This is a genomic window from Amycolatopsis eburnea, assembly GCF_003937945.1.
In the GTDB taxonomy this organism is placed as follows: domain Bacteria; phylum Actinomycetota; class Actinomycetes; order Mycobacteriales; family Pseudonocardiaceae; genus Amycolatopsis; species Amycolatopsis eburnea.
Window position 1 is genome coordinate 29,438 of the sequence record NZ_RSEC01000014.1, and the last position, 22,507, is coordinate 51,944.

Consider the following 22,507-nt stretch of genomic DNA (forward strand, 5'->3'; position numbering starts at 1 on the left):
CCTTTCGCCGGGTCGGCGCGGCTTAAGATCTTTCGGTGGCCGTGCCGTCCCCCGACCTCGGGGCGTTGCTGCGCGAGGGCCCGTTCGACGCCGCCCTGCGCGCGGCGATCCGCGCCCGCGGGCTGAGCCTGGACCGGCTCCGCGAACACCTGCGCGCCCGCGGCGTCTCGGTCACGACGGCGACGCTGAGCTACTGGCAGTCCGGCCGCAGCCGCCCCGAACGGCGTGATTCGGTACGGGGGCTGAGGCAGCTCGAAGCCGTCCTGGAAGTACCGGCCGGCTCGCTCGCCGCGCTGCTCGGCCCGCCCCGGGCCCGCCGGTCCGCGGCCGCCGAGATCGGCCGGTTCTGGCCGGACGGGCGGCGCATCGCCGCCGCGGTGTCCGATGTGGACACCCGGTGGGACGAGCGGCTGACCCGGCTCAGCCAGCACGACGTCGTCCTCGTCGGCGCCGGCCGCGAGGAACGGGAGATCCGGTCGCGGCAGGTGCTGCGGGCCGAAGCCGACGGCCCGGACCGGTGGGTGGTGATCCTGCACCTGGACGAGCACGACCGGCCGCTGCCGGAACTGCGCTCGCTGCGTGGCTGCCGGCCCGGCCGCACCGTGGTGAAGCCCGAAGACGGCCTCCTCGTCGTCGAACTGCTCTTCGCCCGGCCGCTCGAACGCGGCGAAACGGTGATCACCGAGCACACGCTCGTGAACCGCGCGCCGTACCCGATCGCGACGAACTACGAACGCAAATTTCGGCTCCCGGTCCGCGAATACGTGCTCGAAATCCGGTTCTCGCCCGAGGCCGTCCCGCCGGTCTGCCGCCGTTTCGCCGAGCCCGGCGAAGAAACCGAGATCGTCCCGGAATCCGGTGCGGTGCACGGGGTCGCGCTCAACTTCGGTCCCGGCCGGTACGGCTTCGAATGGGATTGGCCCGCCAGTTAACTGTTAAGGACTTCCGGATCTGCGCCGCGGGGTTTCCGGCGGCTTACCGTCTGCGCACTCCACTCGCCGATCCGAGGAGAAATCGATGCGCAGATTCGTATCCGCCGCCGGCGTGGCCGCATTGGCCGCGCTCGGGCTGGGCGTCTCGCCCGCCGAAGCGGCACCGGGGCACCCGGACGCCGAGGTGGCGGGCGTGGCCGCGGCCTTCAACCTCACCGCGGGCCAAGCCCGCGCCCAGCTCGCCGCCCAGGACGACGCCCACCGCTTGGCCGCCGCCCTGCCCGTTTCGGTGCGCGCGCGGTCGGCCGGGCAGTGGTTCGACGCCGCCGCCGGGAAGCTGACCGTCGCCGTCACGACGCCCGAAGCGGCCGAGCAGGCGCGTGCCGTGGGGGCGACGGCTCGGGTGGTCGCGCGCAGTCGGGCCGACCTCGACCGCACCGACGCGTCCGTCCGCGCCCTGGTCGGCACCGGCGTACCCGGCGTCTACGGCTGGGGTGTCGACGTCCGCGGCAACGAGGTCGGCGTGGACGTCGACCGGACGAAGAAGACCGCGGCGACCGAGAGTTTCCTTTCCCGGGTGCGGGAACTCGGGGTCCGGATCACCGAGACGGCGTCGTCACCGAGGCAGCAGTCCGGCACGATCCAGACCGGGAACCCGTGGTGGCCGGGCAGCGAAAGCAATTGCTCGGTCGGTTTCCCGGTGACGGATTCGGGGGGTGCCAAGCACTTCCTGACCGCGGGCCACTGCACGAACGACCGCGACCAAGCCGCGTACGGCGCTTCGGGCCAGCAGAACCGCATCGGCACCTCGAACGTCGGCGGCACGCACAGCGTCAACGCCCGCGAAGGCGACATGGGCGTCGTGGCGGTGACGGAGCCCGGCTGGAACCTGTCGGCGTCGGTCAACACCTGGGGCCAGTCCGCGATCACGCTGTCCGGCGCGGCCGAGGCGATGGTCGGCGACCGCGTCTGCCACTCCGGCAACACCTCGCACTGGCAGTGCGGCGAGGTGAAGTACACGCACAAGTCCGTCGACTACGGCGGTGGCCTGGTCATCGACGACCTCACCTGGACCACGGCGTGCTCCCTCGGCGGCGACTCCGGCGGCGGCTGGCTGCTCGGCGACAAGGCGACCGGCCTGCACGACGGCGGCCCGTCCCAGTGCGTCGAGAACCCGTCCGACGGCGACCTGTCCCTGTTCCAGCCGGTGCTCGAGGCCTTGGGCAAGTGGCAGCTCACGCTCGTCACCGGCGGCGGCACGACGCTGCCGGGCGCCCCGGCCAATCCGAGGGTCACCGGCACGACGGCCACCAGCGTTTCGCTGGCCTGGGACGCGTCCACCGGCGACGTCACCGCGTACGACGTCTACAACGGTTCCGCGCTCGCCACGAGCGTCACCGGGACTTCGGCGACCGTCACCGGTCTCGCGCCGGACACCGCGTACACGTTCACGGTCAAGGCGCGCGACGCCGCGGGGAACGTGTCACCGGCCAGCACCGCGGTTCCGGCACGGACCCAGGTGGACGGCGGCCGGACCTTGACGAACGACACCGACTTCGCGATCCGCGACTACCAGCAGGTGTTCAGCCCGGTCACGTCCACCCTGACCGGTCAGGCCGCGACGCCGCTGACGGTCGCGGTGACCATCCGCCACACGTGCGCCGAAGACCTCGGCGTCACGCTGCTGGACCCGAACGGCAAGGCGTACGCGCTCAAGTACAGCGGCGGCAGCACCTGCACCGCGTGGACTGGCGCCCGCACCTTCACCGTCCCCGCGGCGTCTCCGGCCGGTGGCCGCTGGCAGCTGCGCGTCACCGACTACGGCCCCGGCGACACCGGCACCCTCGACACCTGGTCCCTCACCCTCTGAAAAGCCGTGAAGGCCACCTTGAGGAACTCTACGTTCCTCAAGGTGGCCTTCAGGAACATCAGTCCAGGGGCAGGCCGAGCAGGGCGTTCTCGATCAGCTCCGGCATCGCCGGGTGGATCCAGTACTGCCCGCGCGCCATGCTCCGCGCGTCGAGGCCGAAGCTCATCGCCTGGATCAGCGGCTGGATCACCGACGACGCCTGCGGCCCGATGATGTGCGCACCGAGCAGCTGCCCGGTCGCCGGGTCGGCCAGGAGCTTCGCGAAGCCGGTGGTGTCCTCCATCGCCCAGCCGTACGCGATCCCGGCGTAGTCCTGCTTCGAGGTCACGTACGAGACGCCCTGTTCGCGCGCCTTCCGCTCGGTGAGCCCGACCGACGCCACCTGCGGGTGCGTGAACACCGCGTGCGGCACGAACCGGTGGTCGGCGGTGATCGGGTCCTCCGGGTGCAGCAGGTTGTGCTGCACCACCCGGGCTTCGTGGTTGGCGACGTGCTTGAGCTCGTGCGGCGAGGAAAGGTCGCCGAGCGCGTAGATGCCCTCGACGACGGTCTCCTGGTGGTCGTCGACCACGACGTGCCCACTGTCCAATGTGGTCACCCCGGTGGTGGCGACGTCCAGCAGATCGGAGTTCGGCCGTCGCCCGGTCGCGACCAGCAGCACGTCGGCCTCGACGGTTTCGGCGCCCTGCGGTCCTTCGAGGTCCAGCGCGACGCCGTGCTCGGTCTTGCGCGCCCGGACGGTCTTGCGGTCGAGCCGGACGTCGAACCGCTGCGCGGCCAGCTCGGTGAACCGCTCGCTGACGTCGTCGTCCTCCGACCGCAGCAGCCTGCCTGAGCGGTTGACCAGCGTGACGTGCACGCCGAACGAGGCGAAGACGTGCGCGAACTCGGCCGCGATGTACCCGCCGCCCAGGATGACGAGGCGCTCGGGCAGCTCGTCGAGCCGCATCACGGTGTCGGAGGTGTGGTACTCGACGGTGTCGAGGCCGGGGATCTCCGGGATCACCGGGCGCCCGCCCGCGGCGAGCACGAACTTGTCGGCGGTCAGCACCTCGTCGGGACGCCCGTCGGCGAAGCTGACGCGCAGCTCCTTGTGCCCGGTGAAGCGGGCGGTGCCGTCGTAGACGTCGACGTTCGCGTTGTCCTCGTGGCTGCGGCGGTACTCCGCGCCGCCCGCGGCGATCGGGTCGATCCGGCCGAAGACCCGGTCGCGGATGTCGCGCCAGCGCACGCCCTTCAGCTCTTCGTCGACGCCGTACTTCGCGCTGTGCGAAGGCGTGTACGCGACGTCGGCGGCGTACACGAACATCTTCGTCGGGATGCAGCCGACGTTGAGGCAGGTGCCCCCGAACGTGCCCTTCTCGACGATCGCCGTCTTCTTGCCGGCGAACTCCGGGCCGAGGATCGAGTTCCCCGATCCCGTCCCGACGATCACCAGGTCGTAGTGGGGCACTGCATCCTCCGCGGGGGGGTCGGCTCCGGTCGATTCACCCTAGCCAACCGGCTCCGGCGAGCTGGTGTTCCCCGATGTGCTTAACGTCGTATTACGTGGTCAGTGGCCGTTGCCGGTGAAGTGCATCCGGTCCTTCGGGCTGGACCACGAGCCACCCCAGCTCCAGCCGATCGCGGCGAACGCCCGCACGGTCGCGTCGCCGGCCAGCACCATGCCCGGCCGGCGGTTCGAGCGGTCGACGTAGGCCGAGGCCAGCTCGGGCAGCACGAGGTCGCCCTGGGTGTAGGGGTTGCAGAACGGGTTGACGTCGACGGCGAGGCCGTAGGCGTGCGCCGACCAGCTCGTCTGCCCGCGCGCCGGGCGGCAGACGAACGCGCTGGTCGAGTTCCCGTCGCCGGTCGGGGGCGCGGTGAGTTCGGCGGGGCTGGTCACGCGCATCTCTTCGAGGGGGAAGCGCGTCGCGAAGAGCTGCCCGAAGACCTGGGTGATCCCGGCGGCGCTCTTGGCGTTGACCAGCATCTCGCCGGTGTGCGCGCGGCCGTCGAAGCCCCAGAACGACATCGTCAGGTAGCGCAGGTCGGTCGCCTTGACCGGGCACGCGGCCTGCCAGGTGCTGCGCGCGAGGACGTCGGCGGGCACCGCGCCGATCGTCGACGCGTACCGGTCCCCGGCGGGCGGTGGCAGGAGGTCTTTTGTCGGAAGTGCCCGGTTCACCAGTTCGGGTGGCGTCGGTTCGATCTCGCCGAAGCCGTCGGACCGCCGGGGGAGTGGCCGGGCACCCACCTGCCAGGTGACGGCGGGCGCGCCGGACGCCGTCACCGGAGCCGTCGTGGTCGGGCTCGGCGGCGCCGGCCGCGGCGCCGACGGCAGTTCTTCGGCAGCACACGACGTCAGCGCGAGGGTCAGCACCGCCCCGAGCACCACCACCGTCCGCCGCATCCGGCCAGCTTGGCACGGCCGGTCGCGGAGCGCGGAGTCCACCCGTTCCAGTGACACCGCTTTGGGCTCACTCCGATTAGGGTATTCAGCGCAACGACGTTCACGCACCGGAGTCGCCCGGGTGCCGAGCGCTTGTTCTTCGCCGTGTCTGATGAGGGGAACGTCCCATGTCCGTGAAGTCCCGTCGATCCCTGCTGCTCGCGAGCGGCGCGCTCCTCGCCGTGGCCGCGGTGACCGTCCCGGTCGTGGTCGGCACGGCGTCGGCGGACCCCGGATCCGGCAACCAGGCGCGGATCGTCGGCGGCGAAAAGGCCTCGCTCGGCGACCACCCGTACGCGGTGTTCCTGACCGACGGCGGCGGCAACCAGTTCTGCGGCGCGGTGATCGTCAGCTCCACGGCGGTCGCGACGGCGGCCCACTGCGCGAAGGCGGTCGCGAAGCAGGACATCCGGGTGGTCGCGGGCCGCGAGGACAAGCGCACGGACGACGGCCAGGTCCTCGGCGTCTCCAAGGTCTGGATCAGCAAGGGCTACAGCGACCCGACGCAGGGCGACGACGTCGCGGTCCTGACCGTCCGCGGCCAGCTCGACTACCGCCCGGCGAAGCTGCCCGGCAGCGACGACACGAGCGTGTACGCGACAGGCACGAAGGCGACGGTCCTCGGCTGGGGCCGCGTCGCCGACGGCGGCGCCCGCTCCGACTACCTGCGCAGCGTCGACGTCCCGCTGGTCTCCGACAGCGAGTGCAGCGCCGACTACAACGTCTACAACCAGAAGACGATGGTCTGCGCGGGCTACCCCGAGGGCGGCAAGGACGCCTGCCAGGGCGACTCCGGCGGCCCCCTCGTCGTGGGCGACACCCTGATCGGCATCGTGTCCTTCGGCGACGGCTGCGGCAAGGCGGGCAAGCCGGGGGTCTACACCCGCGTCTCGGCCTACACCGACGACATCGAAGCCCAGGCCAGGCCGCGCACGCTCTTCCCCTGAGCGTGGTAAGCAGGGGTATGCCGACCCTGCACGACGCGACCGGTCCCGAACTGACGGCCGCCCAGCTCCACGACATCCTCCGCCTGCGCGTGGACGTCTTCGTGGTGGAGCAGAAAGCCGCGTACCCCGAACTCGACGGCCGTGACCTGAAGCCCGACACCCGCCACCTGTGGTTCGAGGGTGACGAAGGCGTGCTGGCCTACCTGCGAGTCCTGCTCGACCCGGGCGACATCCGCCGCATCGGCCGCGTGGCCACGGCGGCGAACGCCCGCGGCCAGGGCTTGGCGGCCCGGCTCATGGAAGAGGCGCTGACGGTCCCGGGCGAGTACGTCCTCGACGCCCAGACCTACGTCCAGGGCTTCTACGCGCGCTACGGCTTCGTCGCCGAAGGCGCGGAGTACACCGACGAAGACGGCATCCCGCACATCCGCATGCGCCGCCTCGCCCGCTGACCCCTTTTCACGCGAGCCGCGTCAGGCGGTCGCGCCCCGCGGCGCCGTCGCGGTGATCACCTTCACCGCGCGGTCCACATCGGCCTCCGTGAGGTCGGCCCGCGCGGTCAGGCGCAGCCGTGAGATGCCGTCCGGCACCGACGGCGGCCGGAAGCACCCGACGCGGATGCCCTGCTCCGCGCACGCCGCCGCCCACGCGACCGCCGTCTCGGCCGAAGGCGCCTGAACGGAGATGACGGCGGCGTCCGGCAGGCTCGCCTTCAGCCCGGCCGCCTTCAAGGACATCGCGAGGTTGCCCGCGTTCTCGGCGACCTTCCCCGCGAGTCCGGGCTCTTCCTTCAGCGCGTGCAGCGCCGCCAGCGCGGCGGCCGCACTCGCCGGCGCCAGCGCGGTGTCGAAGATGAAGCTGCGCGCCGTGTCCACGAGGTGCTTGATCACGCGACGCGGCCCGAGCACCGCCCCGCCTTGGGCACCGAGCGACTTCGACAGCGTCAACGTCGTGACGACGTCGGGCGCACCCGCGAGCCCGGCCGCGTGAACCGCGCCGCGGCCGCCTTCGCCGAGGACGCCGAAGCCGTGCGCGTCGTCGACCAGCAGCGCGGCCCCGTGCTCGCGGCAGATGCCGGCCAGCTCGCCGAGCGGCGCGAGGTCGCCGTCCACCGAGAACACCGAGTCGGTCACCACGAGCGCCCGCGGCTTGCGCCGCGTCGAGAGGGCGTGCTTGATCGCCGACGGCGTCGAGTGCGCGACCGCGGCGACATCGGCGCGCGACAGCCGGCAGCCCTCGATCAGCGAAGCGTGAATGTACTTGTCGGTGACGATCGCGGACTCGGCGCCCGACAGCGCGGTCACCGCCCCCAGGTTCGCCGCGAAGCCGGAGGAGAACACGAGCGCCGCCTGGACGCCGCAGAACCGGGCGAGCTCCAGCTCGAGTTCGGTGTGCAGCTCGGTCGACCCGGTGACGAGGCGGGACCCGGTCGCCCCCGCGCCCCAGCGCAGCGCGGCGGCCGCGGCGGCCCCGGCGACGCGCTTGTCGCGGGCCAGCCCGAGGTAGTCGTTCCCGGCCAGGTCCAGCTCGTCGGCCTGTGCGGGCCGCGGTCGCAGCTGCCGCACGAGCCCCGCGTTCGCCCGCTTTTCCGCTTCGACGTCGAGCCAGTCGAAAACCTCATCGGGCGGGAGCGTCGGCGGCGTAGTCACGTCCCGCAGTCTCCCATCCATGACTCGCGAGGTCGTGTGGCGGGCCTCGAAAACGCCGGGAGCCCCGGACCTGGTGGTCCGGGGCTCCCGAGGTGGATCGATCAGCTGTCGTAGCCGCGACGCGGGCCACGGCTCGGGCGGCCGTAGCCCCCGCCGTTGCCCGACCGGGGCTGACGGCCGCGGCCGCCGAAGCCGCCGGGACGGCCTTCGCGGTGGCCGTGACCCTCACGAGAGCCCTGGCCGTAACCGCCGCGGTCGCCACCGCGGTCACCACGGTCGCCGCTGTAGCTGCCCCGGTCGCCGCCGCGGTCGCGGTCGCCGCGGTAGCCACCGCGACCCGAACCGCCGAAGCCGCGGTCACCGCGGAAGCCGCCACCGCGACGCGGGTTCTCGCGCCGCCGCTCGACGACCGGCTCGCCGCTGGGCTCCTGGGCGCCGGTGATGCGGGTCAGCGCGTCGTCGCCCGGACGGACCATCGTGGACTCGGCGCGGACGCCGGCCCGGTCGGTCATCCGCTTGACCATGCGGCGCTGGTCGTTGGTGACCAGCGTGACGACGACACCGGACGCCCCGGCGCGCGCCGTGCGGCCCGCGCGGTGCAGGTAGTCCTTGTGGTCGGCCGCCGGGTCGACGTGCAGCACCAGCGAGATGTCGTCGACGTGGATGCCGCGCGCGGCGACGTCCGTGGCGACCAGCACCGGGGTGTGGCCGTCCTTGAAGTCGGCGAGGACGCGGTTGCGCTGCCCCTGCGTCTTGCCGCCGTGCAGCGCCGCCGCGTGCACGCCCTGCTCGCGCAGCCGCTCGGTGAGGCGGTCGACGTGGTGCTTGGTGCGCACGAACATGATCGTGCGGCCCTCGCGGGCGCCGATCTGCGTGATGATGTCCTGCTTGTCCTGGTACGACACCTGGAGCACGTGGTGGTCCATGGTGTCGACGCTCGCGGTCGACGGCGCGACCGAGTGCGTGACCGGGTCGGTCAGGTACTGGCGGACCAGGCGGTTGACGTCACCGTCGAGCGTCGCCGAGAACAGCAGCCGCTGCCCGCCCGGCGGGGTGAGGTCGAGGATCTCGCGGACCTGCGGCATGAAGCCCATGTCCGCCATCTGGTCGGCCTCGTCGAGGGCGATGAAGTTGCAGTCGCCCAGGTGCGCGGTGCCCTGCCGGACGTGGTCCGACAGCCGGCCCGGGGTGGCGATCAGCAGGTCGACACCGCGCGAGAGCGCGTCGGCCTGGCGGGCGAAGGCCATGCCGCCGACGGCCGTGCGGCACCACAGGCCGAGCGCCTTGGCCAGCGGGGTCAGCGAGTCGGCGACCTGCATGGCCAGCTCGCGGGTCGGGACCAGGATCAGCGCGCGGGGGCGCTTCGGGCGGGCCTTGCCGCCGTCGAGCCGGGCCAGCATGGCCAGGCCGAAGGCGAGGGTCTTGCCGGAGCCGGTCTGGGCGCGGCCCAGCACGTCACGGCCGGCCAGCGCGTCCGGGATGGTCGCGGACTGGATCGGGAAGGGGTTGTTGATGCCCGCGTCGGCCAGCGCGCGGAGCAGCGGCTCCGGCAGGCCCAGCTGGGCGAACGTCTTGGTGGCCACGGTCTCGACCGCGTCGTCGCGCAGCATGTCCCCACCCGCGGGCCGCTGGCGCGGCTTGCGGTCGGGACGGTCCGCGCGCGCGGACGTCGAGGTGTGGCCGGAGTTGAACGTGACTGTCACAAATGCCTCTCGGACGCGGTTCGTCGCAAGGAGGCCCGGGCTGCCCGCGCGCAGGCAGGGCAAGATGGTGTGCGGTGGGCGTTCACAGGGACGGACCCGGCACACCGTGTCTTGCACTTGCCGACACTGCGCGCCGCATGGGATTTACGGATCACCGCGAGCCATTCGGTGGCTCTGGAGGCGACGGACACCAACTCATCCACGCCGCCGGTTGCGGTCTGTACATACTGTACCCGAGCCGGAGCTGGGACTTCGCATCGAGGTCACCGGTTGTGGGCGGCGTCGCAGACGTGTTCCGCGCCACAGCCGCGACGCCGCCCCGCGTCACCCGAGCCCGGCGGCGGTCACGAGCTCCGCCAGCAGCTCACCGGTGTTCGTCACGTGCTCGCCGAGCCCGCGGCCGTGGAACCAGCCGGCCAGGTTGCGCACGTCCCTGGCCAGGAACTCGGCGCCGCCGGGGTTGGCCACGACGTCGACGACCTGCGGCAGGTCGATCACCATCAGCCGGCCCCGGTGCACGAGCAGGTTGTACGCCGAGAGGTCGCCGTGCGCGAGCCCCTCGGCGGCGAGCAGCTCGAGCGCCGCGGTGGCCTGGAACCAGAGGTCCGTCAGCTCCTCGGGGTCCGGGCGCACCTGGGCCAGCCGCGGCGCGGCCGTCCCGTCCTCCTCGCCGAGGAACTCGAGGAGCAGCTCGGTCCCGTTGCGCTGCACCGGGTAGGGGACCGGCGCCCCGAGCGTCCACAAGCGACCCAGTGCGGCGAACTCCGCGACGGCCCACTGCTCGGCGATCAGGTTGCGGCCGAACGCGGTGCGGTGCTCGATCGCGCGCATCTCGCGGGAGCGGCGCATCCGCCGTCCCTCGAGGTAGCCCGCGTCGCGGTGGAACAGCTTGTGCTCGTCGCTGCGGTAGCGCTTCGCGGCGAGCAGCGTGCCGCCGGTGCCGGGCAGCCCGCGCCGCAGCAGGTGGACGTCGGCCTCCTTGCCGGTCTTGAGCACCCCGAGGTCGGTGTCGACCGCGGCGAGCTCGGTGACCACCCAGTCCGGCCGGGGCAGCGGGCCGTGTTCGGCGTCGTCCCAGGTGGACCAGCGGTCGGCCCCGTCGGGCAGCTGGTTTTCGGTGTAGGCGTCGTCGCGGAGCTTGGCGAGCCGGACGCGCTCGCCTTCGGTGAGCCGCCCGCTGCGGGTGGGCTCGGGATCGTCGAACCGCCCACGCCGGCGCGAACGCGCTGCGCGGCGGCGGGAGGGCTGTTCGTCGAAACTGTCGAAGTCTTCGAAGTCGTGCTGGCGCACTGGTGGGTTTCTCCTCGATCAGGGATGCCCCACCGGGCGCGTGGTCAGCTCCGTGGGGCAGGTGGGCAAGGGCGCGAAAAGGCCCGGACATCCATCACGACAGGCACCTCCCCGCTCTCACGTACACCGGCTCCCTGCCGGACCCGTTCAGCTTGCCGGACCGGTCACGGGCCGCGCAACCGAATAGCGCGAACGGTCCGTTCGTGACGTTTCCTTGAATTTCGCTCGCCGTCGTGGCCACGATGAACCGGCAGGCAGACCCGAGGAGGAGTGGATGGACGCGTACGACGTGGTGATCGTCGGCGGCGGGCACAACGGCCTGGTCGCGGCCGCGTACCTGGCGCGGGCGGGCCGGTCGGTGCTCGTGCTCGAACGACGGGAAGAGACCGGTGGCGCCGCCGTCTCGTTCCGCGCGTTCGAGGGCGTGGACGTCCGGCTTTCGCGCTACTCGTACCTCGTCAGCCTGCTGCCGAAGAAGATCGTGGCCGATCTCGGCCTCGACGTGGAGCTGCGACGGCGCCGGATGTCGTCGTACACCCCGTCGGGCGGTTCCGGTCTTCTTGTCGACACGGGCGACGACGGCCGGACCGCGTCGTCGTTCCGGGCCGTCACCGGGTCCACTTCGGACTTCGCGGCCTGGCAGCGGTTCTACGAGCTGACCGAGCGCGTCGCCGGGCGCGCGTTCGGGACGCTCACCGAACCACTGCTGTCCGAAGTGGACTTCCGCGACCGGATCGGTGACGACCGGGCGTGGTCCTTGCTGTTCGAACGGCCGATCGGCGAAGCGCTCACGTCGTGGTTCGGCGACGACACGGTGCGCGGCGTGGTGCTCACCGACGCGCTGATCGGCACGTTCGCCCCGGCGGACGGCGAGGACCTGCGGCAGAACCGGTGCCTGCTCTACCACGTGATCGGCAACGGCACCGGCGACTGGGACGTCCCGGTCGGCGGCATGGGCGCGGTCACCGGCGCGCTCGCGACGGCCGCGGCCGCCGCGGGCGCGCGCCTGGTGACCGGCGCGGAGGTGCTCTCGGTGGATCCCGGGGGCGAGGTGCGTTACCGGCGTGACGACGCCGAGCACGTCGTCGCCGGAGGGCACGTCCTCGCCAATGTCGCGCCGTCCACGCTGGCGAGGCTGCTGGGCGAGGAGCCGCCGAGCCGGCCGGAAGGCGCGCAGCTGAAGGTGAACATGGTGCTCTCGCGGCTGCCGAGGCTGCGTGACCCGGACGTCGACCCGGCCGAGGCGTTCGGTGGCACCTTCCACGTCAACGAGACCTTCACCCAGTTGGAGGCGGCGTATCGCGAGGCGGAAGCGGGCCGGATCCCCACGCTGCCGCCGTGCGAGATCTATTGCCATTCGTTGACGGATCCGTCGATCCTCGGCCCGGCCGAACGCGCGGCCGGGGCGCACACCCTCACCCTGTTCGGCCTGCACATGCCCGCGCGGCTCTTCGAGGGGCGCAACGAAGAGGCGCGGGAAGCGGCGTTGCGCGCGACGCTGGCTTCCCTGAACAGCGTGCTGGCCGAGCCGATCGAGGACTGCCTGCTGTCCACGCCCGCGGGAAAACCCTGTGTGGAAGCCAAAACCCCGTTGGACCTGGAAGCCGAGCTGGGCTTGCCGGCGGGGCACATCTTCCACCGGGACCTTTCCTGGCCGTTCGCCGAGGATCCGGCCCAGGCCGGCCGCTGGGGCGTGGAAACACCGCACGAACGCGTCCTGTTGTGCGGCGCGGGAGCCGCGAGAGGAGGTGGTGTGAGCGGCATCCCCGGCCACAACGCGGCCATGGCGGTGCTCGGCGCCCGGTGACCCGGGTCAGGCGTCGTGTTCGGTGCACAGACACGCGACGCCTGGCTCGATCCACTCGCGGCCGGCCCAGTCCGGGTGCCGTTCGACGAGCAGCGAGCGGACCTCGGCGACGACCTCGTCCACGCCCATCGCCGAGTCCCGCCGCTGCCAGGTCTCGTCCCGCAGTTCCCGCAGGTAGGCACGGACGTCGGTGAGTACGGCACCGCCGCCGACCTCTCCGTGCCCGGGAACCACCACGCGGTGCCCGGCGGCGGCCAGCCGGTCGAGGACGGCGAGCCAACCGACGCCCGAGACATCGGTGTCGTGCGGCGGGAACCACGGGAAGATCGCGAACTGCCCGGTCTCGGCCAGGTCGCCGGTGAACAGGACACCGGCGTCCGGCACCTCGACGACTTGGTCACCCCGGGTGTGGCCACGGCCGGTGGGGCGCAGCCGCACGGTCCGGCCGCCCAGGTCGAGGTCGTAGCCGTCGTCGTAGACGTGGTCGGGAAGGGGCAACCGGACACCCTCGAGGCGGCGGGCGATCACCTCGCCCAGGCCCCGGAACATCTCCAGGTAGCCCGGACCCTTGGTGGTGAGGTCGTCGGCCTGGGCGCGGTTGACCAGGTAGGTGGCCTCGCCGGCGAACACCTGCGCGCCGAAGGCGTGCTCGGGGTGGAAGTGGGTCGTGGTCAGGTACAGGCGACGGCCCTTCGCCACTTCGGTCGCGAAGGCGAGCACCTGCTCGGCGTTGGCGGTGCCGATGCCCGTGTCGATCACGAGGACGGCCTCCGAGCCGCCGACGACGCCGATGTTGGGCACCAGCTCGACCCGGTGGTTGGGAATCACCAGCAGGTCCGGGGCGATCTCCTCGGCGCCGTCGACGCGCACGGCGGGATCGGTCAGTTCGGTCATGCCCCGATTCCACCGCCGGCCGGCGGCGGACGTCCAAGACCGGTTCGGTGGCGCCGATACCGGATGGCTATCGTCGCCGGTCATGGAGCTGCGCACGCTGCGGTACTTCGTGGCCGTCGCCGAAGAACTCCACTTCGGGCGGGCGGCCGCGCGGCTGCACATGAGCCAGCCGCCGCTGAGCCGGGCGATCAAGCAGCTGGAGAGCGACGTCGGTGCCGTGCTGTTGCTGCGCTCCGCCACGGGCGTCACGCTCACCCCGGCCGGAGCGGCCCTGCTTGCGGAAGCCCGGTCCCTGCTCGACCAGGCCGACCGCGCCCGCGTGCGCGTGGCCGCGGCGGCGGGTGAAGCGGTGCTCACCGTCGGCATCCTGGGCGACAGCACCGACCCGCACGCGGTCCGGCTCGCCGACACCTACCGGCGGCGCCACCCGGACGTCGAGGTCCGCGTCCGCGACGCCGACCTGACCGACCCCACCTGCGGCCTGCGCACGGGCTTGGTCGACGTGGCGCTGACGCGCGGGCCGTTCGACGAAACCGGCCTGTCGGTGCACGAACTGCGCACCGACCCGGTGGGCGCGGTCCTGCGCGCCGACGACCCCCTGGCCGCCCGCGACCACCTCGACCTCGCCGACCTGGCCGGCCGCCGCTGGTTCCGCTTCCCGGACGGCACCGACCCGCGCTGGCAGTCCTATTGGCACGGCGGCGAACCCCGGGAGGGCCCGGTGGTGCGCGCGGTCCAGGAGTGCCTGCAGGCGGTCCTCTGGAACGGCACGGTCGGCTTGATGCCGCTCGGCCACCAGCCACCTGGAGACCTGGTCGTGGTGCCGCTGCCCGCGATGCCGCCGAGCCCGGTGGTCATGGCGTGGCAGCAGGGGAACGCGAACCCCTTGGTCCGCTCGTTCGCCCACATCGCGATGGCCGCGTACCGCACCCGCGATGAGGTCTAGACCACTGGAGCGCGGCGTACGTCGTAGAGGTCCCAGTCCAGCTGCCAGAACGCGTCGATGCCGTGCTCGCGGATGAACTTCCGCTCGGTGTCGTGCACCGGGAAGCAGCCGGCGATGCTGATCGGCGCGCCGCCGACGTCGATCAGCGTGTACTGGTGCGCGTCCAGCCCCGCGGGTGCCGAAACCGCGAAGGCCGTCATCGCGGACTCCTCGGCGATCGGCTGCCCGAAGTCGATCGTGTCGCCGTAGACGAACGGGCAGGTGCCCCGCAGCTGCTCGGCGAGGTAGCCGATCGCCAGCGCCCACGTGGGGTCGTCGGACCGGACGCTGATCCACAGCTCCGGTCTCATGCCGTGCCAGTCCGGGTGCTCGGCCAGCGAAAGCCCGTAGGTCGCGCCCGTCATGTAGCGCGGTTCCGGTTCGTCGGCGTAGACGAACGAGATGACGTCGTCGAGCCCGTCGTGGGTCGACGGGATCGGCTGCAGGCGGGGTTCGCTGGTCCCGGTCAGGGTGTCGAGATGGGCGACATACCGCTCGGCACGGCTCGGCATGGCGCGCAGCATACGACCGACCGGGCAGTGGCGCGGAACAATCCCGCTGGCCCGGGCGCGGCACGTTCGGGCAGGGTGGAAACCATGCGAGTGCTCGTGATCGGAAGCGGAATCGGCGGCGCGGCGACGGCTTGGCACCTCGCACGCCGCGGCGTGGAAGTGGTCGTGGCGGACGCGGCGCGGCCGGGGACGGCGACCGAGGCCGGCGCCGGGATCGTCAGCCCGTGGACGTCGAAGTGGGAAGACGCGCTGTACCCGCTCGCTTCGGCCGCCGGCCGCTACTACCGCGAATTCACGGCGGAGCTCGAGGGCTCGTCGTTCGAGGTGGTCGGCGGGATGATCGTGTCGGCCGACGAGGCCGAGCTGGCCGAGGCACAGGATCGGCTGGACCAGCGCGCGGCGGGCGCTCCGGAGATCGGCGAGGTCCGCCGGCTCGACCCGGCGCAGGCACGTGAGCTCTTCCCGGCGCTGGCGCCGGGGCTGGGTGCGGTGCACTTGGCCGGCGCCGGGCGCGTCGACGGGCACGAGCTGCGCCGGGCGCTCTTGCGTGACGCCGAGCGCCTGGGCGCGAAGTTCGTCGAAGGGGAGGTCGCGTTCCGGGCCGACGGCACCGTCGCGGGCGAAGGGGGACAGCTGGAGGCGGACAGCGTCGTGGTCGCGGCCGGCGCGTGGAGCCGTGACCTGCTCGCGCCGCTGGGCATCGACCTGCCGGTGACGCCGCACCGCGGCCAGATCAGCCACTTCGACCTGCCGGGCACGGACACCGCAGCGTGGCCCGTGGTCCTGCCGCGGACCAGCCACTACCTCCTCGCGTTCGGCGGCGGCCGGGTCGTCGCGGGCGCGACCCGCGAGGCGGACGCCGGCTTCGACTACCGCGTCACGGCCGCCGGGCAGCGCGAGGTCCTGGACAACGCGCTGGCGGTCGCGCCCGGCCTCGCGGACGCGACGCTGGCGGAGACCCGGGTCGGCTTCCGCCCGGGCACACCGGACGGCCTGCCGATCCTCGGCCTGCTCCGGCCCGGGCTGGCGGTGTCGACGGGCTTCGGCGCGGGCGGCCTGACGAACGCGCCGTTCGCGGGCAAGCTCGTCGCGGCACTGGCGGTGGGGGAGGACCCGGGCTTCGACCTGGCCCCGTTCGCCCCGGACCGCTTCTGAACGGCCACCGCCTCCGCCCGGCCACGGAGGCGGACCTCACCGCGCTGGTGGCGATCCTCGACGGCGCGGTCTCGTGGCTCGGCTCCCAGGGGCTCGACCAGTGGGCGGGATCGCCGTGGCGCGCCGACGAGCTGCGGCCGGGTCTCGCGACCGGCGCGCTCCGGGTGGCGGAGACGGCGGACCCGCCGCGCGTGCCGGTCGCGACCATGACCCTCGGCGAGGAAGCTGCGCCCTGCTGGCGGCCGGCGGACGACCGTTCCGCCGCGCTTTACCTCAGCCACCTCGCGGTCGACCGCGCGTTCGCCGGGCTCGGCGTCGGCGCGTGGTTGCTCGACGAGGCCGCGGCGGAGGCCGCGCGGCGGGGCAAGCGGTGGCTGCGGCTCGACGCGTGGAAGAGCAACGCCCGCCTGCACGCCTACTACCGGCGGCAGGGCTTCCGGCTGGTGCGGATCGCCGATGGAGCCGGGGGTTCCGGCGCCTTGTTCGAGCGGGCCGTCAGCCTTCGGTGACCAGTTCCAGCGCGTGGTCGCCGGTGCGCTCGACCACCAGGCCCGCCTTCGTGATCACCTTCACCAGCTGCTCCACAGTGGACGGTTCGGCGCGGGTGGCGGCCAGCACGTGGGCCAGCCGGCCCTTGTACGCCTTGTTGAAGTGGCTGACCGTCACGCGTTCGCCGCGGGCGTTTTCGGTGACCACGCGGACCGTCACCGCGTCCGGGCGGAGCTTGGCGAAGGCCGAGTACGTGCCCGAGCGCAGGTCCACGACCAGACCTTCGACCGCCTGCAGCACCGGTTCGAGGACCGGTTTCCACAGGCCGCGGACGGTTCCCAGCGCCGGCAGGGAGTTGCCGCCCGAAAGGCGGTAGGCCGGGATCGGGTCGGTCGCCGAGACCACGCCGAACAGCGAGGACGTCACCGCCAGGCGGCGGTGGGCTTTCTCCAGGCCCGCCTTCGTGAAGCTCTTCACGTCGAGGGCGTCGTAGAGGACGCCCGTGTAGCGGCGCAGGGCCGGCATCGTCGGGGACATCCAGAGCTCGGCGTTGCGCGCGACCTCCCCGGACTGGCGCTCGGTCAGGCCCAGGGCCGCCAGGCTGGCCGGGACGTCGGCGGCCAGTTCGACCAGCGCGTCGGCGAGCTTCGCGCGGGCCGGGTTCAGCTCGGGGAACGACAGCGCGCTCAGGTCGAGCGGGCCGCCGCGGCCGCCGTCGGCCTTGGTCTCGGAAGGGGGGAGGAGCACCAGCACGTGCCGAGCGTAAATCGGGGTGCGCGGGCGCCGCCGTCCGGCCTAGCCTCCCGGCATGGACCTGACCTGGCGCCCGTTGACGCTCGCCGACGTACCGGCCCTGACCCGCCTATACACGGCCGCCGAGGAAGTCGACCGGACGGGTGAGCACTTCAGCGAGGAAGACCTCCGCGAGGAGCTGGAAGGTCCCAGCATCGACCTGCCCCGCGCCACGACCGGCGCCTGGGACGGCGACCGGCTCGTCGGGTACGGCCTGATCCGCCGCCGCGACGCCGCCGACCCCGTGCACATGATCCGGCTCCAGTCGATCGTGCACCCGGACCACCGCGACGACGTCGTGGGCGGTCACCTGGCGGAGTGGTTCTCGCGGACGAGCCGCGAAGTCCACGAGCGCACCTTCCCGGGCGCGCCGCTGGAACTGCACTACGGCCTCCACGAGAACGAGCGGTGGATCGCCGGGGTCCTCGCCGGAGCGGGTTACCGGCACGGCCGGACCATGGTGACCATGCGCGTCGGCTTGGCGGACCTGCCGCCGCAGCCGCCGCTGCCGGATGGCTTCGAGGCGGTGCCGTTCGGGTTCGAGTACGACGGCGCCGTCCTCGATGCCCGCAACGACACCTTCGCGGACCACTGGGGCAGCACGATCTACGAGCCGGCGGCGTGGCGGCACCTGGTCACCGGCTCGAAGGACTTCCGGCCGGACCTGTCGTTCCTCATCCTCGACGGGGACAAGGTCCTGGCGTTCGTGCTGTGCCACTTCTACGCGGCCGAAGCCGCGGCGACGGGCGTCCGCGAGCTCCACGCCACCTGGGTCGGAACGCGCGAGGTCCTGCGCGGGCGCGGGGTCGCGTCCGGGCTGCTGGGCCACACGCTCCGGGCCGCGAAGGCCGCGGGGTTCGACCGGTCGGCGCTCAACGTCGACGTCGACAACGCGCACCGGGCGCTCGGCGTCTACGAGCGGTGCGGGTACCGCGTCGCCGACGAGTGGCACGTCTACGTGCTCAGTGATCCACGAGGTTGAGCAGCTCCTCGCCCCGCACGTACCGCCTCAGCTGCTCGGCCGCCAGCTTCTTCGCGCGCGGGTAGAACGACGCCGAGCCGCCCGCGATGTGCGGGGTGATCACCACGCCCGGGGACGTCCACAGTGGATGGTCGGCGGGCAGGGGTTCCGGGTCGGTCACGTCGAGGCCCGCGCGCAGCCGCCCGGTGCGGGTCTCCGCCAGCAGCGCGGCGGTGTCGATCGCCGTGCCGCGACCGACGTTCACCACGAGGGCGTCGTCCGGGAGCGCGGCCAGCTCCGCGCGGCCGAGCAGGCCGCGGGTGGCTGGCGTGTCCGGCAGGATCAGCACCACGATGTCGGCGGCGGGCAGCAGCTCGGGCAGCTCGGCGACGCCGTGGACGCCTTCCGCCGGACGCGGGCGGCTCGCCACCTTCGTCACCGCCGCCTCCGCCGCGACGAGCTGGCGCTCGATCGCCTGCCCGATCGAGCCGTGGCCGACCAGGAGCACGCGGCTGTCGGCGAGCGACCGCGTGTGCTCGCGCACCCACTCGCCCCGCGCCTGCTGCGCGAACCAGCGCGGCAGGTCCCGCTGGGCCGCGTGGATCAGGGCGAGGGCGTGCTCGGCCACGCTCAGGTCGTGCAGCCCGCGCCCGTTCGCCAGCCGGACGCCCGCCGGCAGCAGCGGCACCACCGCCTCGACGCCCGCCGACAGCGACTGCACCACCCGCAGCGCGGGCAGCTCCTTGATCAGCTTCGGCGGCTCCGGCCCGCGGTCGTAGGGCAGCACGTAGAACTCGACCTCGCCAAGGCCGTCCGGCACGGCCTCGCCACCGTCGTAGTACGCGGCTTCGACTCCCTCCGGCACCTCGATGTCGGTCCAGGGCAGCAGTACGCGAGCGCTCATGCCGCCTTTCTACCCGGCGCCCCCGCTCAGTGCTCACCTCCCGAAACGCAGAACTCGTTGCCCTCCGGATCGGCCAGCACCGTCCAGGCCAGGCCCGGCACCCGGTGCTCCGCGACCTCCTTCGCACCCAGCCCGACCAGGCGTTTCACCTCGACCTCGCGCTCGTCACCGCCGAAGTCGACGTGCACCCGGTTCTTGCCCGCTCTCGGCTCCGGTACCCGTTGCAGCGCCAGCGGGAGGCCGCCGTCGGTGGGCGCGAGGATGAGGAACTCGCCCTCGTAGTCCTGCGCCACCGTCGTCTCCAGCGCCGCCGTCCAGAACTCCGCAAGACCGCGCGGGTCCGCGCAGTCGATCGTGATCATGCCCATGTGGATCGCCATGCGCCGAAGCTAGCGGCGACCCCCGACAAAAACGGGCCGCCGAGTAACCCGTTGGAGTCACGGCCGGGGGATTGACTACCCTGAGCGGGACTTTCACACCCGCCCGGCGCAGGGAGCCCCGCAGTGATCACCAGGACTTCGTCGTTGTTCCTTCGCACGTTGCGCGAGGATCCGGCGGACGCCGAGGTACCGAGCCACCGGCTCCTGGTACGCGCCGGCTACGTCCGCCGGGTCGCCCCGGGCGGGTACTCCTGGCTGCCGCTGGGCCTGCGCGTGCTGCGCCGCATCGAGAACGTCGTGCGCGACGAGATGAACAAGATCGGCGCGCAGGAGATCCAGTTCCCCGCGCTGCTGCCGAAGGAGCCCTACGAGGCCACCGGCCGCTGGACCGAGTACGGCGACAGCCTCTTCCGCCTCAAGGACCGCAAGGGCGCCGACTACCTGCTCGGCCCGACGCACGAAGAGCTCTTCACGCTGACCGTGAAGGGCGAGTACAGCTCGTACCGCGACTACCCGGTCACGCTGTACCAGATCCAGACCAAGTACCGCGACGAAGCGCGTCCCCGCGCCGGCATCCTGCGCGGCCGCGAGTTCGTCATGAAGGACTCGTACTCCTTCGACCTCGACGACGAGGGCCTGGAGCGCTCCTACCAGGCCCACCGCGAGGCCTACACGAAGCTGTTCGACCGGCTCGGCCTCGAGTACGTCGTCGTGAAGGCGACGTCGGGCGCGATGGGCGGCTCGGCGTCCGAGGAGTTCCTCGCGGTCGCCGAGACGGGCGAGGACACCTACGTCCGCAGCACCGAGTCGGGGTACGCGGCGAACGTCGAAGCCGTCGTCACGCCCGCGCCGCCCGCGCAGCCGATCGAGGGCCGTCCCGAGGCGCAGGTGCACCACACGCCGAACACGCCGACCATCGAGACGCTGGTCAACTTCCTGAACAACGCGGACCTGGGCCGCACGTTCACCGCGGCGGACACGCTGAAGAACGTCATGCTCAAGACGCGGCAGCCGGGCGCGAAGGAGTGGGAGCTGGTCTGCGTGGCGGTCCCTGGTGACCGCGAAGTGGACATGAAGCGCCTCGAAGCGTCGCTGGAGCCCGCCGAGGTGGCGCTGCTCGAAGAGGCCGACTTCGCGAAGAACCCGTTCCTGGTCAAAGGCTACATCGGCCCGAAGGCGCTGCAGGACAACGGCGTGCGCTACCTCGCCGACCCCCGGATCGTCCCCGGCACCGCCTGGGTCACCGGCGCCGACAAGGTCGACCACCACGTCGTCGACCTGCTGGCCGGCCGCGACTTCACCCCGGACGGCACGATCGAGGCCGCCGAGGTCCGCGAGGGCGACGCGTCGCCGGACGGCCAGGGCACCCTGGTCGCCGCGCGCGGCATCGAGATCGGGCACATCTTCCAGCTCGGCCGCAAGTACGCGGACGCGTTCGAGCTCGACGCGCTCGGCCCCGACTCGAAGCCGATCCGGATCACGATGGGTTCGTACGGCGTCGGCGTCTCGCGGCTGGTCGGCGTGCTCGCCGAGCAGAACCACGACGACCTGGGCCTGATCTGGCCGCGCGAGGTCTCGCCGTTCGACGTGCACATCGTCATCGCGGGCAAGGACGAGGCGATCGCGGCCGGCGCCGAGAAGATCGCCGCCGAGCTGGACGCGGCGGGCCTCGAGGTCATCCTCGACGATCGCAAGGCGACCCCGGGCGTCAAGTTCGCCGACGCCGAGCTGGTCGGCGTGCCGACCATCCTGGTGGTCGGGCGCGGCCTGGCCAACGGCGTCGTCGAGGTCAAGGACCGGCGCTCCGGCGAGCGCGAAGAGATCGCGGTCGACGCCGTCGCCGAGCACCTGGTCAAGCTCGTCCGGTCCTGATGGCCCGGCGCCCGGACGACCCGACGCCGGGGTACGAGGACAACGCGGCGCTCCGCGGGTTCGGCGGTTACGAACCCGCGGACGCGCCGGACCTCCCGCGTGCGCGGCCGAAGCGGATCCGCGCCGCCGCGAAGCCGCTCAAGTGGCGGCGCGCGCCGTGGTTCGGCCTGGTCTTCATCGCGCTGGTCGCCGGGGTGCTGAACGCGCTAGGGGTCGGCAAGCCGCGGGACGCGTCCTCGGCGCCGACGCCGCGGTCGCCGGTGGTGGTGACGCCGTCGCCGCGGGCCGCGGTCCCGGCGGTGGTCGCGGGGTGGCAGTCCGTCGCGGGCCGCGATGGCTCGTACGCCTACGACGTCCCGCCGAACTGGGTGCCCCAGCCCGGCACGCTGCACGGCTGGGACAAGACCGGCGCGGTCCCGGGCATCCGCCTGATCACGAGCGCGTTCCTGGGTGAGGACTTCTGCGGCGACAGCAACCTCGGCGGTGCGGGCGTCACGACCGAACCGCTGGCCGATCTCGACGCGGCGGCGCGCAAGGCGGTGACCGACCTCGGCGTGAGCGCGTTCAGCCCGGACAACGGCCCGCTCGCCGCGGTGACCGCCGATGCCGGTACCGACGCGCAGCTCACGAAGGCCGACGGGACGAAAGCGCCGTCGCGGATCGTGGTCGCGGAAGTCGTCCCCGCGGAAACGGGGGAGTGCGCGGCCAAGCGCGCGCTGGTGGCGGCGATGGCGTTCGGCGGCGACGCCGGGACGGCCGGGGTCGTGGTGGCGTACGCGGACCGCGACCGGGGCGGTCCCTCGGTGCGCGACGACCTGGTGGGGATCGTTCGCAGCTACCGGTTCGTCCCGGCGGCCGACCGCGGCACGACCACGCCGCCGCCGACCACCTACCGCTAGCCGCACACCGGGATCTCGTCGAATCACCTACCGCC

Annotated in this window: 21 protein-coding genes; 11 read left to right on the forward strand and 10 right to left on the reverse strand. The window is 72.6% G+C overall.

Annotation, left to right across the window (positions count from 1 at the left end):
• Positions 1-35: 35 nt before the first annotated feature.
• Together EIY87_RS03420 and EIY87_RS03425 are read left to right on the forward strand one after the other, a co-directional pair.
• Entirely contained in the window at positions 36-932 is an 897-nt protein-coding gene (locus tag EIY87_RS03420) for an XRE family transcriptional regulator (protein WP_125306173.1), read from the forward strand.
• Positions 933-1,017: 85 nt separating this feature from the next.
• The gene (locus tag EIY87_RS03425) at positions 1,018-2,802 is read left to right on the forward strand and encodes a fibronectin type III domain-containing protein (RefSeq protein WP_125306174.1); all 1,785 of its coding nucleotides are present in this window, start codon (positions 1,018-1,020) and stop codon (positions 2,800-2,802) included.
• A 58-nt stretch (positions 2,803-2,860) separates the two neighbouring features.
• Here the strand turns inward: EIY87_RS03425 and EIY87_RS03430 are convergent, their stop codons facing one another.
• Both EIY87_RS03430 and EIY87_RS03435 read right to left on the reverse strand, forming a co-directional pair.
• Complete coding sequence (locus tag EIY87_RS03430) at positions 2,861-4,255, reverse strand: mycothione reductase (RefSeq protein ID WP_125306175.1); 1,395 nt, start codon at positions 4,253-4,255, stop codon at positions 2,861-2,863.
• Between the two features lie 99 nt (positions 4,256-4,354).
• Complete coding sequence (locus EIY87_RS03435) at positions 4,355-5,038, reverse strand: M15 family metallopeptidase (protein ID WP_125306237.1); 684 nt, start codon at positions 5,036-5,038, stop codon at positions 4,355-4,357.
• Positions 5,039-5,361: 323 nt separating this feature from the next.
• On the opposite strand from EIY87_RS03435, the gene EIY87_RS03440 reads away from it, so the two are divergent.
• Both EIY87_RS03440 and EIY87_RS03445 read left to right on the forward strand, forming a co-directional pair.
• Positions 5,362-6,180 (forward strand): S1 family peptidase, encoded by an 819-nt coding sequence (locus EIY87_RS03440; RefSeq protein ID WP_125306176.1) that lies wholly within the window; start codon positions 5,362-5,364, stop codon positions 6,178-6,180.
• Positions 6,181-6,197: 17 nt separating this feature from the next.
• Positions 6,198-6,632, forward strand: a complete 435-nt coding sequence (locus EIY87_RS03445) for a GNAT family N-acetyltransferase (RefSeq protein ID WP_125306177.1) — start codon at positions 6,198-6,200, stop codon at positions 6,630-6,632.
• Positions 6,633-6,653: 21 nt separating this feature from the next.
• Here the strand turns inward: EIY87_RS03445 and EIY87_RS03450 are convergent, their stop codons facing one another.
• The 3 genes from EIY87_RS03450 to EIY87_RS03460 all read right to left on the reverse strand — a co-directional run bounded on the left by EIY87_RS03450 (position 6,654) and on the right by EIY87_RS03460 (position 10,822).
• Complete coding sequence (locus EIY87_RS03450; protein ID WP_125306178.1) at positions 6,654-7,829, reverse strand: 8-amino-7-oxononanoate synthase; 1,176 nt, start codon at positions 7,827-7,829, stop codon at positions 6,654-6,656.
• A gap of 101 nt (positions 7,830-7,930) precedes the next feature.
• Positions 7,931-9,532 carry a DEAD/DEAH box helicase gene (locus EIY87_RS03455; protein WP_125306179.1) on the reverse strand — a complete coding sequence of 534 codons (1,602 nt, stop codon included), beginning with the start codon at positions 9,530-9,532 and terminating at the stop codon, positions 7,931-7,933.
• 324 nt (positions 9,533-9,856) lie between these two features.
• Positions 9,857-10,822: an RIO1 family regulatory kinase/ATPase domain-containing protein gene (locus EIY87_RS03460; RefSeq protein ID WP_125306180.1), complete on the reverse strand. Its 966-nt coding sequence runs from the start codon at positions 10,820-10,822 to the stop codon at positions 9,857-9,859.
• Between the two features lie 274 nt (positions 10,823-11,096).
• On the opposite strand from EIY87_RS03460, the gene EIY87_RS03465 reads away from it, so the two are divergent.
• On the forward strand, positions 11,097-12,629 hold the full coding sequence (locus EIY87_RS03465; RefSeq protein ID WP_125306181.1) for a phytoene desaturase family protein: 1,533 nt from the start codon (positions 11,097-11,099) through the stop codon (positions 12,627-12,629).
• 6 nt (positions 12,630-12,635) lie between these two features.
• Here the strand turns inward: EIY87_RS03465 and EIY87_RS03470 are convergent, their stop codons facing one another.
• Positions 12,636-13,523, reverse strand: coding sequence for an MBL fold metallo-hydrolase (locus tag EIY87_RS03470; protein ID WP_125306182.1), 888 nt, complete (start codon positions 13,521-13,523; stop codon positions 12,636-12,638).
• A gap of 82 nt (positions 13,524-13,605) precedes the next feature.
• On the opposite strand from EIY87_RS03470, the gene EIY87_RS03475 reads away from it, so the two are divergent.
• Positions 13,606-14,469 (forward strand): LysR family transcriptional regulator, encoded by an 864-nt coding sequence (locus EIY87_RS03475; protein ID WP_125306183.1) that lies wholly within the window; start codon positions 13,606-13,608, stop codon positions 14,467-14,469.
• Here the strand turns inward: EIY87_RS03475 and EIY87_RS03480 are convergent.
• Positions 14,466-15,020, reverse strand: coding sequence for a suppressor of fused domain protein (locus tag EIY87_RS03480; protein WP_225439675.1), 555 nt, complete (start codon positions 15,018-15,020; stop codon positions 14,466-14,468). The genes EIY87_RS03475 and EIY87_RS03480 overlap by 4 nt on opposite strands.
• An 84-nt stretch (positions 15,021-15,104) precedes the next feature.
• Between EIY87_RS03480 and EIY87_RS03485 the strand changes: the two genes are divergently transcribed.
• A complete protein-coding gene (locus EIY87_RS03485) occupies positions 15,105-16,175 on the forward strand; it encodes an NAD(P)/FAD-dependent oxidoreductase (protein ID WP_191983937.1) in 1,071 nt (356 codons plus the stop codon).
• Between the two features lie 47 nt (positions 16,176-16,222).
• The gene (locus EIY87_RS03490) at positions 16,223-16,684 is read left to right on the forward strand and encodes a GNAT family N-acetyltransferase (RefSeq protein WP_125306185.1); all 462 of its coding nucleotides are present in this window, start codon (positions 16,223-16,225) and stop codon (positions 16,682-16,684) included.
• On the opposite strand, the gene yaaA is transcribed toward EIY87_RS03490, so the two are convergent.
• Positions 16,671-17,417: a peroxide stress protein YaaA gene (gene yaaA, locus EIY87_RS03495; protein WP_125306186.1), complete on the reverse strand. Its 747-nt coding sequence runs from the start codon at positions 17,415-17,417 to the stop codon at positions 16,671-16,673. The genes EIY87_RS03490 and yaaA overlap by 14 nt on opposite strands.
• 55 nt (positions 17,418-17,472) lie before the next feature.
• Between yaaA and EIY87_RS03500 the strand changes: the two genes are divergently transcribed.
• Positions 17,473-18,438, forward strand: coding sequence for a GNAT family N-acetyltransferase (locus tag EIY87_RS03500; RefSeq protein ID WP_125306187.1), 966 nt, complete (start codon positions 17,473-17,475; stop codon positions 18,436-18,438).
• On the opposite strand, the gene EIY87_RS03505 is transcribed toward EIY87_RS03500, so the two are convergent.
• The gene (locus EIY87_RS03505; protein ID WP_125306188.1) at positions 18,419-19,321 is read right to left on the reverse strand and encodes a 2-hydroxyacid dehydrogenase; all 903 of its coding nucleotides are present in this window, start codon (positions 19,319-19,321) and stop codon (positions 18,419-18,421) included. The two genes, EIY87_RS03500 and EIY87_RS03505, sit on opposite strands and share 20 nt — an antisense overlap.
• A 26-nt stretch (positions 19,322-19,347) precedes the next feature.
• Positions 19,348-19,701: a VOC family protein gene (locus EIY87_RS03510; protein WP_125306189.1), complete on the reverse strand. Its 354-nt coding sequence runs from the start codon at positions 19,699-19,701 to the stop codon at positions 19,348-19,350.
• 123 nt (positions 19,702-19,824) lie between these two features.
• Here EIY87_RS03510 and EIY87_RS03515 point away from each other — a divergent pair, with 123 nt between their 5' ends.
• Positions 19,825-21,573 carry a proline--tRNA ligase gene (locus EIY87_RS03515; protein WP_125306190.1) on the forward strand — a complete coding sequence of 583 codons (1,749 nt, stop codon included), beginning with the start codon at positions 19,825-19,827 and terminating at the stop codon, positions 21,571-21,573.
• On the forward strand, positions 21,573-22,472 hold the full coding sequence (locus EIY87_RS03520; protein ID WP_125306191.1) for a hypothetical protein: 900 nt from the start codon (positions 21,573-21,575) through the stop codon (positions 22,470-22,472). Before EIY87_RS03515 ends, EIY87_RS03520 begins: the two co-directional genes overlap by 1 nt.
• The last annotated feature ends 35 nt before the right edge of the window (positions 22,473-22,507 follow it).